Origin of the sequence: Massilia sp. BKSP1R2A-1, from assembly GCF_050586525.1 — a bacterium.
Taxonomy (GTDB): Bacteria; Pseudomonadota; Gammaproteobacteria; order Burkholderiales; family Burkholderiaceae_D; genus Telluria.
In genome coordinates, this window is sequence record NZ_JBOBRE010000002.1 from 196,714 (window position 1) to 213,006 (window position 16,293).

Annotated in this window: 14 protein-coding genes; 11 read left to right on the forward strand and 3 right to left on the reverse strand. The window is 66.1% G+C overall.

The window, feature by feature from the left end:
* Nucleotides 1-29: 29 nt before the first annotated feature.
* The gene (gene puuE, locus ACQ7JA_RS04145) at nucleotides 30-971 is read right to left on the reverse strand and encodes an allantoinase PuuE (protein WP_430894802.1); all 942 of its coding nucleotides are present in this window, start codon (nucleotides 969-971) and stop codon (nucleotides 30-32) included.
* A 103-nt stretch (nucleotides 972-1,074) separates the two neighbouring features.
* Between puuE and uraH the strand changes: the two genes are divergently transcribed.
* From uraH to ACQ7JA_RS04190, 9 genes are all read left to right on the forward strand, one after another.
* Complete coding sequence (uraH, locus tag ACQ7JA_RS04150; RefSeq protein WP_430894804.1) at nucleotides 1,075-1,428, forward strand: hydroxyisourate hydrolase; 354 nt, start codon at nucleotides 1,075-1,077, stop codon at nucleotides 1,426-1,428.
* A 219-nt stretch (nucleotides 1,429-1,647) separates the two neighbouring features.
* Complete coding sequence (locus ACQ7JA_RS04155; RefSeq protein ID WP_430894806.1) at nucleotides 1,648-3,435, forward strand: DUF4153 domain-containing protein; 1,788 nt, start codon at nucleotides 1,648-1,650, stop codon at nucleotides 3,433-3,435.
* A 37-nt stretch (nucleotides 3,436-3,472) separates the two neighbouring features.
* Nucleotides 3,473-4,030, forward strand: a complete 558-nt coding sequence (locus tag ACQ7JA_RS04160; protein WP_430894808.1) for a ClpP family protease — start codon at nucleotides 3,473-3,475, stop codon at nucleotides 4,028-4,030.
* A gap of 212 nt (nucleotides 4,031-4,242) precedes the next feature.
* Entirely contained in the window at nucleotides 4,243-5,502 is a 1,260-nt protein-coding gene (locus ACQ7JA_RS04165) for a hypothetical protein (RefSeq protein WP_430894810.1), read from the forward strand.
* Nucleotides 5,503-5,514: 12 nt separating this feature from the next.
* The gene (locus ACQ7JA_RS04170) at nucleotides 5,515-5,922 is read left to right on the forward strand and encodes a hypothetical protein (protein WP_430894812.1); all 408 of its coding nucleotides are present in this window, start codon (nucleotides 5,515-5,517) and stop codon (nucleotides 5,920-5,922) included.
* 86 nt (nucleotides 5,923-6,008) lie between these two features.
* The gene (locus ACQ7JA_RS04175; RefSeq protein WP_430894814.1) at nucleotides 6,009-7,568 is read left to right on the forward strand and encodes a methyl-accepting chemotaxis protein; all 1,560 of its coding nucleotides are present in this window, start codon (nucleotides 6,009-6,011) and stop codon (nucleotides 7,566-7,568) included.
* Between the two features lie 145 nt (nucleotides 7,569-7,713).
* On the forward strand, nucleotides 7,714-9,012 hold the full coding sequence (locus tag ACQ7JA_RS04180; protein ID WP_430894816.1) for an HlyC/CorC family transporter: 1,299 nt from the start codon (nucleotides 7,714-7,716) through the stop codon (nucleotides 9,010-9,012).
* Between the two features lie 185 nt (nucleotides 9,013-9,197).
* On the forward strand, nucleotides 9,198-10,925 hold the full coding sequence (pilB, locus tag ACQ7JA_RS04185; RefSeq protein WP_430894818.1) for a type IV-A pilus assembly ATPase PilB: 1,728 nt from the start codon (nucleotides 9,198-9,200) through the stop codon (nucleotides 10,923-10,925).
* Between the two features lie 17 nt (nucleotides 10,926-10,942).
* Nucleotides 10,943-12,175: a type II secretion system F family protein gene (locus tag ACQ7JA_RS04190; RefSeq protein WP_430894820.1), complete on the forward strand. Its 1,233-nt coding sequence runs from the start codon at nucleotides 10,943-10,945 to the stop codon at nucleotides 12,173-12,175.
* A gap of 75 nt (nucleotides 12,176-12,250) precedes the next feature.
* On the opposite strand, the gene ACQ7JA_RS04195 is transcribed toward ACQ7JA_RS04190, so the two are convergent.
* Nucleotides 12,251-13,153 (reverse strand): LysR family transcriptional regulator, encoded by a 903-nt coding sequence (locus ACQ7JA_RS04195; protein ID WP_430894822.1) that lies wholly within the window; start codon nucleotides 13,151-13,153, stop codon nucleotides 12,251-12,253.
* 110 nt (nucleotides 13,154-13,263) lie between these two features.
* On the opposite strand from ACQ7JA_RS04195, the gene ACQ7JA_RS04200 reads away from it, so the two are divergent.
* Together ACQ7JA_RS04200 and ACQ7JA_RS04205 are read left to right on the forward strand one after the other, a co-directional pair.
* A complete protein-coding gene (locus ACQ7JA_RS04200; protein ID WP_430894824.1) occupies nucleotides 13,264-13,692 on the forward strand; it encodes a TerB family tellurite resistance protein in 429 nt (142 codons plus the stop codon).
* A gap of 31 nt (nucleotides 13,693-13,723) precedes the next feature.
* The gene (locus ACQ7JA_RS04205; RefSeq protein WP_430894826.1) at nucleotides 13,724-14,710 is read left to right on the forward strand and encodes a TerC family protein; all 987 of its coding nucleotides are present in this window, start codon (nucleotides 13,724-13,726) and stop codon (nucleotides 14,708-14,710) included.
* Nucleotides 14,711-14,756: 46 nt separating this feature from the next.
* Here ACQ7JA_RS04205 and ACQ7JA_RS04210 read toward each other — a convergent pair whose 3' ends face one another.
* On the reverse strand, nucleotides 14,757-16,139 hold the full coding sequence (locus ACQ7JA_RS04210) for a hypothetical protein (RefSeq protein WP_430894828.1): 1,383 nt from the start codon (nucleotides 16,137-16,139) through the stop codon (nucleotides 14,757-14,759).
* Between the last annotated feature and the right edge of the window lie 154 nt (nucleotides 16,140-16,293).

Sequence of the window (16,293 nt, forward strand, 5' to 3'; positions counted from 1 at the left end):
TCGTATATCAAATGGAGCGCCCACACCCTTCATTCCAGGAAAGGATGCACGGTTTTCCAGTGATTCGCGATATCGATCCGGCGCGTGATCCAGACCCCCTCGTGTCCCTGCACATAATCGAGGAAGCGCGCCAGCGCCGCCGCCCGTGCGGGACGGCCGACCAGGCGGCAATGCAGGCCGATCGACAGCATCTTCGGCCGGTCCAGTCCGTCCGGATCGCCTTCCGCATACAGCACGTCGAAGGCGTCCTTCAGGTAGTCGAAGAACTGGGTGCCCGAGTTAAAACCCTGCATGGCGGCGAAGCGCATGTCGTTGGTATCGAGCGTATAGGGCACGACCAGGTGCGGCACCCGGCGCCCCTCCCCTGTTTCCACCTGCTGCCAGAACGGCAGGTCGTCGCCGTAGTGGTCGGCATCGTAGGCGAAGCCACCGTGCTCGACCACGAGGCGGCGCGTGTTCGGCGAATCGCGCCCGGTGTACCAGCCGAGCGGCGCTTCGCCCGTGAGCTCGCGGATGATCGCGACCGCCTCGATCATGTGGGCGCGCTCGGTGGCCTCGTCCACGTTCTGGTAGGAGATCCAGCGCAGGCCATGGCAGGCGATCTCGTGTCCGAGTTCGCGGAAGGCGGCGACCGCATCCGGATTGCGCTCGAGCGCCATCGCCACGCCGAACACGGTGAGCGGCAGGCCGCGCTCCTCGAACAGGCGCAGCACCCGCCACAGGCCGGCGCGCGAACCATATTCGTAGAGCGACTCCATGCTCATGTGGCGCATCGGGAAGGCCTGCGCGCCGATGATCTCGGACAGGAAAGTCTCGGAAGCGGGATCGCCGTGCAGCACGCAGTTTTCGCCGCCCTCTTCATAGTTCAGCACGAACTGCAGGGCGATCCGGGCCCCGCCGGGCCAGCGCGCATGCGGAGGGGTGCGGCCGTAGCCGACCAGGTCGCGCGGGTAGTTCGAGTAGCTGTCCATGGCGTCGGGGAATGAGCGGGTATAAGCCTGACTATATATTGCATGATGCACAACGGTATATGATTGCCCGCATACTTCAACTCAATCGGGGATTATGTCAGCCATGGCCAAACTGTCCACGCACGTACTCGATACCGCCCATGGCCGTCCCGGCGCCGGCGTGAAGCTCGAGCTGTACGCCATCGACGCCTGCGGCCGCACGCTGCTCAAGACTGCGCACACGAATGCCGACGGCCGCTGCGACGCTCCCCTGCTTGAGGGCGAGCACTTACTAACCGGGCAGTACGAGCTGGTCTTCCATGCCGGCGACTACTTCGCCGCCCAGGGCGTGGCCCTGCCCTCCCCGCGCTTCCTCGACCGCATCGCGATCGCCTTCGGCATCCATGACAGCACCCAGAACTACCACGTGCCCCTGGTGCTCACGCCCTGGTCCTACTCCACCTACCGTGGCAGCTGACAACTTCATTGGTGTCCAACTTCATTGGTGTCAGGTCTGACATTCGGACACGGCCTCGACATTTGCCAGTCCTTAAGGCAGAGCTCGTGTCCGTTTGTCAGACCTGACACCGCTTGGTTTGTCATACCTGACACCGCTTGGAGTGACTAGCAATCTTGCCGGTAGCGCAACAGCTTTAACCCCGCTAAGATTGCCGTTCTATCAAGCTGGAGCGCCACGATGAAATCACTTGCCGGCACCCGCATTGCCATCGGCCTGGTCCAGGGCCTGATTCTCTACCTGCTCTACCGGGCCGGCAAGGAGCTGCTGTGGCCGGCGACGATGCCGCTGCTCTTCGTGCCGCTCCTGATGGTGTCGATCTTCACGCCAGTGCTGGCGATCAGCGGCCTCGGGCAGATGCCGCGGCGGCGCCTGCTGCAATGGGTGATGCTCGCCGCCGCCGTGATCGCGGCCCTGGCCTTCTACGACGTCTGGCGCATGGAGGGCGCGCGCATGGTCACGCCCAAGCCGGTGGCGGTGGAGCCCTCGCCGCAGCTGTGCTTCTTCCTGGCGGCAGGCTGCTTCATCGCCCATGCCCTCGTGCTCGCCGCCGTCGAGGAAGGCCGCCGCATCGCCGCCTACGCCACCTATTTCGAGACCGCCTGGAAGCTCGGCGTGCAGCTGGCCTTCAGCGCCGTCTTCGTCGGCGCGACCTGGCTGGTGCTGCACCTGGGCGCCGCCCTGTTCATGCTGGTGAAGCTCGATTTCCTGCAGCAGGCCATCCGCGAATCGTGGTTCGCCATCCCCGTGACCACCTTCGCCTTCGCCTGCGCGATGCACCTGACCGACCTGCGGCCCGCCATCGTGCAGGGCATCCGCAACCTGCTGCTGGTGCTGCTGTCCTGGATCCTGCCGGTGCTGGCGCTGCTGGTCGGCGGCTTTCTCGTCAGCCTGCCATTCACCGGCCTGGAGCCGCTCTGGGCCACCCGCAGCGCGGCCAGCGTGCTGCTGGGCGCGGCCGCCGCCTTCGTGGTCCTGATCAACGCGGCCTGGCAGAACGGCGCCCTGCCGGTGGCCAGGCCGGTCGCCATTGCGGCCCGCGTCGCGGCCCTGCTGCTGGTGCCGGTCACCCTGCTGGCCATCTATGCCCTCGCCCTGCGCGTCGGCGATTACGGCTGGACCCACGAGCGCGTCTATGCCGCCGCAAGCATGCTGGTGGCCGCCTGCTACGCGGGCGGCTACGCGGCGGCGGCGCTGCGCCGCGGCTGGCTGCGCGGCCTGGCCGGGGTGAATATCGCGGCAGCCCTCGTGGTGCTGGGCGTGCTGCTGGCCCTGCTCACGCCGCTGGCCGACCCGGCGCGCCTGTCGACCGACAACCAGGTGGCGCGCCTGGAGGCGGGCCAGGTGACGCCGCCGGAATTCGACGTCGGCTACCTGCATTTCGACGGCGCGCGCTATGGCCGCGCGGCCCTGGCCCGGCTGGAGGCGGACGCCGGCCGGCCAGGCGCCGCCGAGCTGCGCCAGCGCATCGTGGCGGTGCGCAAGCTGCAGAACCGCTACCAGCTGGACCGGCTGGGCGCGGCCCCGCGGCTGGCCGACAACCTGCGCGTCTGGCCCGCCGGGGCACGCCTGCCGGACAGCTTCCTGGCCACGGACTGGCGCGCCCAGCAGCACATGCCTTTCTTGCCGGATTGCCTGCTGAGCGGCGGCCAGACCTGCGATGCGCTGGTCCTCGACCTGAACGGCGACGCGCGCGAGGACGTGCTGCTGTTCGGCGCCATGCGCTGGAGCACCGCGTTCGCCCGCGAGGACGGAAACGAACGCTGGCGGCTCGTCGGCACCTATGCCGCGGACATGGCCTGCGCCGGAGGGCAACAGGCCCTGCGCGACGGAAAAATCCGCTTGCTGCCGCCGGTCTGGCAAGACCTGGAAGTGGCCGGCCGTCGCTTCCAGATCAGGCCCTACGTCGAGCCCGAACACGGCTGCCCGACCGAAGGCGCGGTCATGAAGGACGCGCCCGCCCCCTGAAACTTGCTATGCTTGGGCTCACCGAGAAGGAGAGTCCATGGCACTGCACATCGTTCATTTCATCGGCCCGATCAACCACAATTCCGCCGGCGCGATCCGCAACAACTGCTTGCAGGCCTTGCAGAACGGCGCCACCGAAATCGAACTGCACATGTCCAGCGAAGGCGGCAATATGACGGCCGGCTTCGCCCTGTATTTCTTCCTGAAGTCGCTCCCGGTACCCCTCACCACCCACAATATCGGCAGCGTGGAGTCGGTCGCGGTGGTGATTTTCCTTGCCGGCCAGAAACGCTATGCCTGTCCCGGCACCCGTTTCCTGATCCACCCGCTGCACTGGGGCTTCGGCAGCCTGGTCGCGGCCGACCATGCGCGGGTGTCCGAGTGGCGCGACTGCCTCGACTTCGACGCCGAGCGCTACGCCCGCATCTTCCTCGACGCCACCACGGCGGCCGGCAGCGCCACGGACATCCGCAGCAACCTCACCGGCAATGCCCGCATCTTCGACGCCGACGAAGCCGTCAAGGCCGGCATTATCCACGGCGCCGTGCAAGCCATGCTGCCGGCGGCCGGATCGACCTGCCACTGGTGGAATTGACAAAGCCTCTTGTCAACTAAACAATCGTTTGTTTCAACTAAACAACGGCGTAAAGACGTTAATGGTGAAATTGTCACCAATTGTCATCTTTTTGTTGCTGGGAAATTTGATTGCTCGCTAGAATCATTTTTGAGTGTTTTCACGGCGCTATCTGATTGCTGCATCACCAGCGCCACCTTCCCAAGCAGCTTAAGCAAGAAAAAGTGACAAAAATGACGAACAAACGTTTGATTGCTACCGTGCTGGCGCTTCCGCTGGCAGTTTCGACCGCCCATGCCCAGGACAGCACCGGCTTCCCCGCAGTGAAAGTCAGCGGTTTCGGCACTGGCGCCGTCACCTACTCCGATAACGGCCACGCCGAATTCGCCCGTCCGAACCAGGCCACCGGTTCCTCGCGCGACCTGCGCACCGGCATCGACTCGAACCTCGGCCTGCAGGCCGACATGCCGGTCAACAGCTGGCTGTCGCTGACCGCCCAGGGCCTGGTGCGCCGCGACGCCGAAGAAAGCTGGGGCGCCGAACTGACCTGGGCCTTCGCCAAGGCCCGCATTTCCGACGAAGTCAGCGTGCGCGTCGGCCGCGTCGGCCTGCCGGTCTTCATGATCTCGGACTACCGCAACGTCGGCTACGCCAACACCATGCTGCGCCCGCCGGCGGAAATCTACTCGCAGGTGCCGTTCAACAGCATCGACGGCGCGGACGTCACCTGGCAGCACAGCTTCGGCGACACCAGCGTGACTTCGCAGCTGGCCTACGGTAACGTCAAGTCGCCGGTGTCGGGCGGCATCCACGCCAAGGGCAAGAAGATCGCCGCGATCAACGTGAGCGCCGAGCACGGCCCGTTCACCGTCCGCGCCGGCCATGCCACCGCCGAAATCACCATCGACGATTCGACTTCGCTGAACACCCTGGTCGCCGGCCTGCGCGCCGCGGGCGCCGGCTACCGCTTCACCCAGCTGCCGACCCTCGCAAACGAGATCGAAGCGAACGGCAAGCGCGCCAATTTCAGCTCGCTGGGCCTGTCGATGGACTGGAACAACATCGTCGTCCAGACCGAATTCGCCAAGCGCAAGACCAAGACCTACATCAACGACACCACCTCGTACTACGTGATGGGCGGCTACCGCATGGGCAAGTTCCTGCCCTACGTCAGCTACAGCAACCTGAAGATCGACAGCGCCATCGTCAACACCGTGCCGGCAGCCTGCCCGGCCGGCTACCCGGCGGCCTGCACCCCGACCATGCAGCAGCTCGGCGCCGGCGTGCGCCGCCTGCCGAACGTCGGCGTGGGCCAGGGCGAACAGTCGACCAACACCTTCGGCTTCCGCTGGGACTTCGCCAGCTCGGTCGCACTGAAGGGGCAACTCGACCGCGTCAAGCCGAAGAACGGCACCGGCCTGTTCATCAACGTCCAGCCGGGCTTCAAGGATGCCGTGATGGTCGGCGCCCTCGCCCTCGACTTCGTGTTCTAAGGAGCGGCGCACATGAACAAGATCATCGCAAGCCTGATCGCAGCCGCCGCCTTTGCCGCCGCTGCCCCAGCCATGGCCGAAGTCGTGGTCGTGGTGAACCCGAAGGCCGCCGAGTCCTCGATGACGAAGGACCAGGTTGCCCAGTTCTTCCTGGGTAAATCGACCAGCATGACCCCGATCGACCAGGCCGACTCGAGCCCGATCCGCGCCGAGTTCTACAAGAAAGTGGCGGACAAGGACGCGGCCCAGGCCAAGGCCCTGTGGTCGAAGCTGGTCTTCACCGGCAAGGCCACCATGCCGAAGGAAGTCGGAGACAGCGCCGCCGTCAAGGCCGCCGTCGCCGCCAACCCGAAGGCCATCGGCTACATCGACAAGAGCGCCGTCGACGGCAGCGTGAAGGTCGTCTACACGGCGCAGTAAGCGTCGCCAGGCCAATCGCGCAGTACCAACGAAGCACCCGCCGCAGGCAACGGACCTGCGGCGGTTTCTGCATTCCGGAGACATCAATGAGCATCAAGCGCAGGATCTGGGCACTGCCCGTCATTTCCGCCATCATTTTCGGCCTCGGGGCCGGCGCGAGCGCGATGATCGCGAATCGCGCACTGAACTCGATCACGACCACCGCGAGCGTCGACTATCCGGTGCTCGATGCCTCCAAGGCGCTGATCCTGGACGTGGCCGCCATCACGGACGGCCTGCAGGAAGCGGTCGCGGAAGGCGACAAGGACAAAGTAGGCCAGATGGGCGAGGCGGCGAACAAGCTGCGCGCCAAGCTGGAGAAATTCAAGCAGATCGAGGGGCAGCAGGAAACCGGCGCGCGCCTCAAGAAGGAATTCGACGCATACTTCGCGCCGGCCCAGTCGGCCGCGCGCATCATGCTCGAAATGGAAGAAGGCGACCCGCAGGCGGTCGTCGGCAAGATGCAGTCGACCCTCGCCACGCTCAACGGCGACCTGGCCAAGGTCAATGAAGCGGCGCAGCGCCAGTTCGCGGCCGGCATCGAGGACAGCAAGAACAGCGTCAACAAGGTCGTATTCTCGATGCTCATCACCGCGCTGATCGTGATCGCCTGCCTGGCCCTGGTGTCCTGGTTCGTGGTGCGCACCATCTGGCAGCAGCTGGGCGGCGAACCGGAATACGCGCGTGAAATCGCGCAGGCGGTGGCCAGCGGCGACCTGTCGACCGAGATCCGCATCGAGGCCGGCGACCAGTCGAGCCTGCTGGTGGCGCTGAAGGAAATGCGCGGCCGCCTGGCGACCCTGGTGGCCGAGATCAAGCAGTCCGCCGACACCATCGCCCTGGCCAGCTCGGAAATCGCGAGCGGCAACGCGGACCTCGCGCGCCGCACCGAATCGCAGGCCGCAAGCCTGGACCGCACCAGCCGTTCGATGGAAGAACTGACCGGCGCCGTGCGCGAGAACGCCACCGCCGCCAGCCAGGCCAACGCGCTGGTGGAGAATGCCACCAGCATCGCGACCCGCGGCGGCCAGGTGGTCGGCGGCGTGGTCAACACCATGGGCGACATCAACAGCTCGGCCAACAAGATCGTCGAGATCATCTCGGTCATCGACGGCATCGCCTTCCAGACCAATATCCTGGCGTTGAATGCGGCGGTGGAAGCCGCGCGCGCCGGCGAACAGGGCCGCGGCTTCGCGGTCGTGGCGGGCGAGGTGCGCAACCTGGCCCAGCGCTCCGCCAGCGCCGCCAAGGAAATCAAGGAGCTGATCGGCGACTCGGTGGCCAAGGTCTCGGCCGGCACCGCGCTGGTCGACGAAGCCGGCGTGACCATGGGCCAGATCGTGGAATCGGTGCGCAAGGTGCAGACCATCATGGCCGAAATCAGCGCCGCCGGCGCCCGCCAGAGCGCCGGCATCGACGACATCGGCCGCGCGATCGGCAGCATCGACGAGATGACCCAGCAGAACTCGGCGCTGGTCGAGGAAGCTTCGGCGGCGGCGGAATCGCTGACCGAGCAGACCAGCCAGCTGACGACGGCGCTGTCGGTGTTCAAGCTGGAGACGGCGGCCCAGAACGTGGGTGGCTCGAAGCGTCTCGCCTTGCGCTAAGCACCGGAAATACCCGTAGGGTGGGTGGCTCCACCTTACGGCCAGATCTGCCGCAGCGTGGATGCCGCCCACCCTACGACCCCGGCTTGCACCCCACCCGGGCTTGCCTTAGAATCGACCTCCCGCACGCTTCCCACGGTGACCCTTGGATACCGTCCCTTTGTGGGTGCTGATCCTCGCACTCGCCCTCCTCATTCTTCTTTCCGCCTTCTTCGCGATGTCGGAAACGGCCCTGATGGCCGCCAACAAGTATCGCCTGCGCCACCTGGCGGGCCGCGGACACCGCGGCGCCATCACCGCCCTGTGGCTGCTGGAACGCACCGACCGCTTCCTGTCGCTGGTGCTGATCTCGAACATCCTCCTCAACGCCATGTGCGCGGCCCTGGTCACGGTGATCGCGATCCGCCTGTTCGGCGCCGAGGAAAGCGTGATCGCCGGCGCCGCCGCCGCAGTGGCCTTCCTGCTGATCGTGTTCGCCGAAGTCTCGCCCAAGATCATCGGCGCGACCTATCCCGAGCCGGTCGCCACCGCCACCAGCCTGCCGCTCAAGGGCCTGATGGGCATCGGCCGCCCGCTGATCTCCTTCGTGAACGTGTTCGTGCGCGCCCTCCTGTGGATCCTGCGCATCCGCACGGGACCCGACGCCGCGCGCCAGCGCCTGTCGCAGGAAGAGCTGCGCTCGGTGGTGCTGGAAGGCGGCAGCTTCATCCCGCAGAAGCACCGCAGCATCCTGCTCAACCTGTTCGACCTGGAATCGGTGAAGGTCGGCGACATCATGAGCCCGCGTGCCCGGATCGAGGCGCTCGACCTCGACGACCCGTTCGAGACCATCCTCGAGGGCCTGGCGAACTGCGTGCACAACACCCTGCCCGTCTACGAGGGCGAGATCAACCGCGTGATCGGCATCCTGCACGTGCGCAAGGCCGCGAGCCTGCTGCGCGAACCGGGCGGCGCCAGCAAGGAAAGCCTGCGCGCCCTGCTCGCCGCGCCCTATTTCATCCTCGAGGACACCCGCGTGCTCGACCAGCTCCAGTACTTCCAGGAGGCGCGCGAGCGGCTCGGCGTGGTGGTCGACGAATACGGCGAGGTGCAGGGCCTGCTCACCCTGGACGACATCATCGAGGAGATGATCGGCAGCTTCACGACCCAGCAGGCCGGCAGCGCGCCCGAGGAATCCCTCGGCTGGGATGCGGGCGGCGCCTGCCTGCTCGATGGCGGCACCCCGCTGCGCGACATCAACAAGCAGCTGGGGCTGGGTCTTCCGCTGGACGGTCCGCGCACCCTGAACGGCCTGCTGCTCGAAACCCTGCAGGAAATCCCGGAGGCGCCGATCGCGCTGAAGATCGGCGGCTGCGTCATCGAAGTACTGCAAGTGCAGGACCAGGCCGTGAAGCGCGTCAAGCTGCTGCGGCCCGCCCAATCAAGGCGTTTCCTTGTCGCCTGAACCATACTCGTTGTCGCCCGATTCACACCCCTTATTGTGCTGATATCGAATCGCCGCGTGCCATCCTGTCTACGTGGCGCGCACGCATCTAGCCGGGCACGGAATCCTTTACAAATTTGATGCCTGTAGGCATCATCCAATGATCCCTCACCCACGCCGCATCCCCTTTTTCCCTACTTGCGCATATGGCAGCAGTCCTTCCCAACACGACCCAAGGCACGCCGATGGCGGGCCTGGCGCGCGCGCTGGTCCAGGCCGGCCGCCTGAGCGCGGGACAGGCCGATGCGCTGCAGAAGAAGGCGACGCAGGACAAGGCCGCCTTCATCGACACCCTGCTCGACAGCGGCATCATCGATTCCGCCACGCTGGCCAGCTTCTGCGCCGAGACCTTCGGCTATCCGCTGCTCGATCTGTCGAGCTTCGCGCCTGACGCCTTCCCCGCCGCCGCCATCGACGCCAAGCTGATGCAGGCGCAGCGCGTCATCGCGCTGGCCAAGCGCGGCAACAAGATGTCGGTGGCCCTGTCCGACCCGACGAATACCCAGGCCCTGGACCAGATCAAGTTCCAGAGCGAGGCCTCGGTCGAGCCGGTGATCGTGGCCCACGACGCCCTGCTGAAACTCCTGGCCGGATTCGCCAAGAGCGCCGAGGACAGCCTGAACGAGCTGGCCGGCGAGGACGGCGAAATCGAGTTCGCCGAGGAAGAGGCGCAGGCCGCCCCGCCGCCGGATGCGGCCAACGACGTCGAGGACGCGCCCATCGTGCGCTTCCTGAACAAGATCCTGATGGACGCCATGCAGCTGGGCGCCTCGGACATCCATTTCGAGCCCTACGAAAAGTACTACCGCATCCGCATGCGCGTGGACGGCGTGCTGCGCGACCACGCCAATCCGCCGATCGGCATCCGCGACAAGCTGGTCTCGCGCATCAAGGTACTGGCCAAGCTCGACATCTCGGAAAAGCGCGTGCCCCAGGACGGCCGCATGCGCCTGGTGATGGGCCCGACCAAGACCGTCGACTTCCGCGTCTCGACGCTGCCGACCCTGTTCGGCGAGAAGACGGTCATGCGTATTCTCGACGCCACCCAGGCGCAGATGGGCATCGACGCGCTCGGCTACGACCCGGAACAGAAGGCCCTGCTGCTGGACGCGATCTCGCGTCCCTACGGCATGGTGCTGGTGACCGGCCCGACCGGCTCCGGCAAGACGGTGTCGCTGTACACCTGCCTGAACGTGCTGAACAAACCGGGCATCAACATCTCGACCGCGGAAGACCCGGCCGAGATCAACCTGCCCGGCGTGAACCAGGTCAACGTCAACGACAAGGCCGGCCTCACCTTCCCGGTGGCCCTGAAGTCTTTTCTCCGCCAGGATCCGGACATCATCATGGTCGGCGAGATCCGCGACCTGGAAACCGCCGACATCGCGATCAAGGCCGCCCAGACCGGCCACATGGTGTTCTCGACCCTGCACACCAACGATGCGCCCTCGACCCTGACGCGCCTGATGAACATGGGCGTGGCGCCCTTCAACATTGCCTCGTCCGTCATCCTGATCACGGCGCAGCGCCTGGCGCGCCGCCTGTGCAGCTGCAAGCAGCCGCTCGAGACCTCGCGCGAGGTGCTGGTGGCGGCGGGCTACCGCGAGAGCGACCTGGAAGGCGACTGGAAGCCCTACGGCCCGGTGGGCTGCGACCGCTGCCTGGGCTCCGGCTACAAGGGCCGCGTGGGCATCTACCAGCTGATGCCGATCACCCCGGCGATCGAGGCCCTGATCCTCGCGCACGGCAACTCGATGCAGATCGCCGAACAGGCCGAGAAGGATGGCGTGAATTCGCTGCGCCGCTCGGGCCTCATGAAAGTCAAGCAGGGGCTCACGAGTCTCGAAGAAGTCCTCGGCTGCACCAACGAATAGGAAGCGAATAACACGATATGGCAAGCCTCCTCACAAAAGGCCAGGGCAGCGCCCAGGTCAAGGAAAAGGTCTATGCCTGGGAAGGCAAGGACCGCACCGGCAAGACCGTGCGCGGCGAGATCCGCGCCGGCGGCGAGGCGATCGTCAACGTCACGCTGCGCCGCCAGGGCATCCTGGTCACCAAGGTCAAGAAGAAGGCCTATCGCAGCGGCAAGAAGATCACCGACAAGGACCTGACCCTGTTCACCCGCCAGCTGGCCACCATGATGAAGGCCGGCGTGCCGCTGCTGCAGGCCTTCGACATCGTCGGCAAGGGCCACGCCAATCCCTCGATGTCCAAGCTGATCATGGACCTGCGCAACGACGTCGAGACCGGCACCAGCCTGAACAACGCCTTCCGCAAGTACCCGCTCTACTTCGACCCGCTGTTCTGCAACCTGGTGGGCGCCGGCGAACAGGCCGGTATCCTCGAAGACCTGCTGACGCGCCTGGCGATCTATAAAGAGAAAACCCTGGCCATCAAGGGCAAGATCAAGTCGGCCCTGATGTACCCGATCTCGATCCTTGCGATCGCCTTCGTGGTCACGGCCGTGATCATGATCTGGGTGGTCCCGGCCTTCAAGGAAGTGTTCAAGACCTTCGGGGCCGACCTGCCCACGCCGACCCTGGTCGTGATGGCGATCTCGGAATTCTTCGTGTCCTACTGGTGGCTGATCTTCGGCTCGCTGTTCGGCAGCCTGTACTTCTTCTTCCAGTCCTGGCGCCGCTCGCTCAAGCTGCAGCAGGCCATGGACCGCCTGCTGCTGCGCCTGCCGATCTTCGGCGCGGTGATCCGCAAGGCGACCATCGCGCGCTGGACCCGCACCCTGTCGACCATGTTCGCGGCCGGCGTGCCCCTGGTCGAAGCCCTCGACTCGGTCGGCGGCGCCGCCGGCAACTACGTCTACCTGGAAGCGACCCGCAAGATCCAGACCGAAGTCAGCACCGGCACCAGCCTGACGATCTCGATGCAGAACGTGAACGTGTTCCCGAACATGGTCATCCAGATGGTGCAGATCGGCGAGGAATCCGGCTCGCTCGACGCCATGCTGGGCAAGGTGGCGGACTTCTTCGAAGAAGAAGTCGACGAAGCCGTGGCCGCGCTGTCCTCGCTGATGGAGCCGCTCATCATGGTCGTGCTGGGCGTGCTGATCGGCGGCCTGGTGGTGGCGATGTACATGCCGATCTTCAAGCTCGGTTCGGTGGTGTAAGCGCAGCAACCTGGGGGTACAGGAAGGGCCGGTCCTCGGACCGGCCCTTTTCATTTGCGCTTGCGACTCCCGACACTAGCTTGCGCCGTCCCTGAACACCGAGCCCGCCCCTTCCAGGATGCGGCGCACGGCCGGGTGATGCTCGCGCCGCTCGACCGACACGGCATAGAAGTGCTCGACGATGGCGTCGATGGTGCCGATCGCCTCCATGCCGTCTTCCTCGCGCACGATGTCGGCCAGCACGGTGGGCGTCACCATGAAGCCGGTGCCGGCGCAGGCGAAGGATTTCAGCAGGGCGCCGTCGTCGAACTCGCCGACGATGATGGGGCGCAGCGCGTGGGTCTCGAACCAGCTGTTCAGCTGGCTGTGCACGGCGGCGTCCTGGCCCGGCAGCAGGATCGGCGCGCCTTCCAGGCGCTGCGGGAAATCGCCCGGCCAGGCCTGGCACAGCGTCGGGTGGCCCATCACGGTGAGGGTGCTGGAGCCGAGCAGGCGGGTGTGGCCGCGCACCGCGCCGCCGGTCGGCAGGCCCTGGTCGGCGATCACGAGGTCGAGCCGGTGCGCAGCCAGCTCGACCACCAGGTCCTCGAAGCGGCCCTCCTTGCAGATCAGGCGCATGGCCAGGCCGGCCTCGCGCGCCGGCTGCAGCATGCGGAAGGCCATGGTCTTGGCAACCACGTCGGTAATGCCGACGCGCAGGGTCTCCGGCTCCGTGAAGCCGCCGCGCCGCACCGCCTGCTCCAGCTCGTTGCCGAGGTCGAAGATCTGCTCGGCGTAACGCAGCACCGTCTTGCCCGCTTCGGTCAGCTCCAGCACCCGGCCCTTCTTCTGGAACAGCGCCTCGCCCAGCTGATCCTCCAGCACCTGCAGCTGCATGCTGATCGCCTGTGCCGTCACGTGCAATTGCTCGGCCGCGCGCGCTACCGTGCCCAAGGTCGCGACCGCATGGAAGTAATGCAGGTGCTTGTAATTGATCATCGCGCGAAACCTCAATAAAAACTTACGGATATCTAAAGATTAATCGATTTTACTTTGCAATGGTGCGCTCCTATAGTGACTTCACATTCATTTTTTTGACGAGGTCCACGATGCACACTTATCCCGCCAACAGTCCCGAAGCCATCAGCCGCATCCTCGCGCTCGCCATGATCGTCGACGGCCATGTCAGCCCGTCCGAGGTGCACGCCATGCACCGTGCTTCCTTCCTGAAGCAGGTCAAGGTCGACGACGAAACCTTCGACCAGACCCTGCGCGAGCTGTGCGAAGACCTGCTGGATGCCGCCGCCAACCGCCGCGCCGGCGTGGTCGAGATCGACCCGAAGCTGCTGGACGGCCTGCTGCTGGACATCCGCGACCCGCTGCTGCAGATCTGCCTGTGGAAGACCATGGTCGACATCGTCCAGGCCGACGGCCACCTCGACGGCCGCGAGACGACGCTGGTGCGCCGCGCCGCCCGCGCCTGGTTCGGACAGGACCGTGCCGAGGATTCCTTCACAACGGCTGCCCTCACCACCTGAGTCCCTTGTACCTTGTTAATCGGAGCCCATCATGGACATGCTAAGTACACTCTGGCTTGGAACACCAGCCTGGACCTGGCTGGTGTTTCTCACAATCGTCGTGGTCCTGCTCGCCTTCGACCTCGGCGTACTCAACAAGAAAGACCACGTCATCGGGGTCAAGGAAAGCCTCAAGCTGTCGGCCCTCTACCTGACGGCGGGCCTGCTGTTCGGTCTCTGGGTCTGGCATGAGTTCGGCAGCGAAAAGGGCCTGCACTTCTATACCGGCTTCCTGATCGAGAAGAGCCTGTCGCTCGACAATATCTTCGTTATCTCGCTGATCTTTGCGACCCTGGCCATCCCGCCGCTCTACCAGCACCGCGTGCTGTTCTGGGGCATCATCGGCGTGATCGTCACGCGCGGCATCATGATCGGCGCCGGCACCGCCCTGGTGGAAAGTTACTACTGGACCCTGTACATCTTCGGCGCCTTCCTGGTCTTCACCGGCATCAAGATGTTCTTCGTGGACACCAGCAGCGACGATATCCGCGAGAGCAAGGTCCTGTCCTGGCTGAGGGGCCACCTGCGCATCACGCCCGAGCTGCACGGCAACCACTTCCTGGTGCGCCAGCCGGACCCGGCTGTGCCCGGCAAGACCATCCTGTGGGCCACGCCGCTGTTCCTGGCGCTGTGCATGGTCGAGATCACGGACGTGGTGTTCGCAGTCGACAGCGTGCCCGCGATCTTCGCGATCACGAGCGACCCCTTCATCGTCTACACCTCGAACATCTTCGCGGTGCTGGGCCTGCGCGCACTGTACTTCGCGCTGGCGGCGATGGTGGCGCGCTTCCACTACCTGAAGTACTCGCTGGCCGCGGTGCTGGTCTTCATCGGCTCGAAGATCTTCCTGGGCGACTTCGTCTTCGGCGGCAAGGTGCCGGCAGCCCTGTCGCTGGCGGTGACGGGCCTGCTGATCGCCTCGGGCGTGCTGTACTCGCTGTGGAAGACCCGCAAGGACGCAGCGCAGATCGCAAGCTGATTCTTGCGAACCGGGCAGGCGGCAAGCAGCCGCCTGCTCTTCCCTTCTAACGGAGCGCGGCCTGCAACTGCCGCGCCATCCTCCCCAGCAGCGCCCGCCACAACAGCCCTCCCATCGCCAGCGGCCGCCGCCGGTCGGCGCCGCGCCTGCCCATGCGCTGCGGCAGGAAGAAGCGGCCGAAAGTGGACAGCCCGCTGCGCCGCAGGGTCCAGAAGCAGCCGCCCGCGTAGGCGGTCTCGAAGCCATCGGCAGCCGTGATCAGGCGCAGCGCCGTGCCGGAAAACATGGCGATGTGGGCCGCAGGATGATCCACATTCGCCCTGGGCCGCAGGCGCAGGCCATGGCGATAGGAGAGTTCCACGTTCTGGCGCAGGTCGGGCAGGTGCAGCAGCAGGGGCCGCACCAGGCCGAAGGCTTCGAACAGCCAGGGCAGCACGTGCAGGCCCTCGGCCACGTGTTCGCGGTAGCGCGAGAAGGCCGCCTTGAGTTCGCCGAGCGAGGCGGGCGGCGGGCGCGGCAGCGGCGGCGGGCGGTTGCGCCAGCAGCTGCTCCAATGTTCCAGCGCGGCCTCGTGCCGCGCGGCCATCGAGGCCGGCGTGTCGCGCAGGAGATCGATGGTGTCGCCGGGCGCCATGAAGCGGACCAGGCCGCGCACGTTTTCCAGCCTCGCCGTCTCCAGCAATTCCCGCGGCGCCAGCCTGCCGCCATTGAGCCAGGCATTGTCGGCCCGCGCGAACCGCGCGAAGGACGCCACCGGCACCACCAGCCTGGGCCGCAGGCGCTCGATCTGCGCCGCCAGCCGCTCGACCGCCGCCTTGGCCGCCACCTCGCGCACCGTGAAGCTGTCCGGGTTGCCGCACCAGCCCATCTGGCCGAAGCTCGTCAGGAGCAGGTCGATGCGCGGCGCGAGCTGGCCGATGCGCGGAAGCAGGGCCTGGCAGGCGGCGATGGTCGGCAGCGCGCGCTCACCCAGGCTCAGGATGTGGCGCCCGCCCGCGCCGATCAGGCAGGCCGTGTCACCGTCACCATTGCTCAGCGCCGTCAGGCGCAGGCCGCCGGCCAGGCCCACGGTGGCGCCGTCCGGGCATTCGGCCACCGGCAGGCGCAGGCGCCGCAGCTCTTCGCCCAGGCGCATGTCACGCCCCGGACGATAGAGAAAGGTCGCGATGCCACGGAATTCCGCCCGGAAGCGCCGCAGGAAAGGCAGGGCCAGCCGGTCCGGCGTGGCGCGCGAACACCAGATATAGACGGGGACGCCCGCCCCGTTGAGGATGTCGATCAGGGCTTCGTCGCTGCTGGACGGGTCGACCAGGGCCCAGGCATTGTCGAAGACGGCGCCCTCGAGCCAGGGGTCGGCGACAAGGAGCGCCCCATCGGTGCGCACAATGAAGCAGGCGTGGTTGAGGAAGGTAAAGCTGGCGCGTGGCATGGCGGCACCTGGCGGCGATAAAAGCCCAGCGTAGCCGCGCGCCATGGGTGTGGCCTGATCCGCGACAATCGTGCGCGATGGACCCGCGGGCTTGGCGAATGCTTCGCCAAATCGGATCGAAAGCTCTACAATAGGTTGATCTGGAGAATCATTT

Bases quoted from the DNA above. Each gene is read 5' to 3' on its own strand.
- puuE (WP_430894802.1), bottom strand. From the start codon at position 971: ATGGACAGCTACTCGAACTACCCGCGCGACCTGGTCGGCTACGGCCGC.
- uraH (WP_430894804.1), top strand. From the start codon at position 1,075: ATGGCCAAACTGTCCACGCACGTACTCGATACCGCCCATGGCCGTCCC.
- ACQ7JA_RS04155 (WP_430894806.1), top strand. From the start codon at position 1,648: ATGAAATCACTTGCCGGCACCCGCATTGCCATCGGCCTGGTCCAGGGC.
- ACQ7JA_RS04160 (WP_430894808.1), top strand. From the start codon at position 3,473: ATGGCACTGCACATCGTTCATTTCATCGGCCCGATCAACCACAATTCC.
- ACQ7JA_RS04165 (WP_430894810.1), top strand. From the start codon at position 4,243: ATGACGAACAAACGTTTGATTGCTACCGTGCTGGCGCTTCCGCTGGCA.
- ACQ7JA_RS04170 (WP_430894812.1), top strand. From the start codon at position 5,515: ATGAACAAGATCATCGCAAGCCTGATCGCAGCCGCCGCCTTTGCCGCC.
- ACQ7JA_RS04175 (WP_430894814.1), top strand. From the start codon at position 6,009: ATGAGCATCAAGCGCAGGATCTGGGCACTGCCCGTCATTTCCGCCATC.
- pilB (WP_430894818.1), top strand. From the start codon at position 9,198: ATGGCAGCAGTCCTTCCCAACACGACCCAAGGCACGCCGATGGCGGGC.
- ACQ7JA_RS04190 (WP_430894820.1), top strand. From the start codon at position 10,943: ATGGCAAGCCTCCTCACAAAAGGCCAGGGCAGCGCCCAGGTCAAGGAA.
- ACQ7JA_RS04195 (WP_430894822.1), bottom strand. From the start codon at position 13,153: ATGATCAATTACAAGCACCTGCATTACTTCCATGCGGTCGCGACCTTG.
- ACQ7JA_RS04200 (WP_430894824.1), top strand. From the start codon at position 13,264: ATGCACACTTATCCCGCCAACAGTCCCGAAGCCATCAGCCGCATCCTC.
- ACQ7JA_RS04205 (WP_430894826.1), top strand. From the start codon at position 13,724: ATGGACATGCTAAGTACACTCTGGCTTGGAACACCAGCCTGGACCTGG.
- ACQ7JA_RS04210 (WP_430894828.1), bottom strand. From the start codon at position 16,139: ATGCCACGCGCCAGCTTTACCTTCCTCAACCACGCCTGCTTCATTGTG.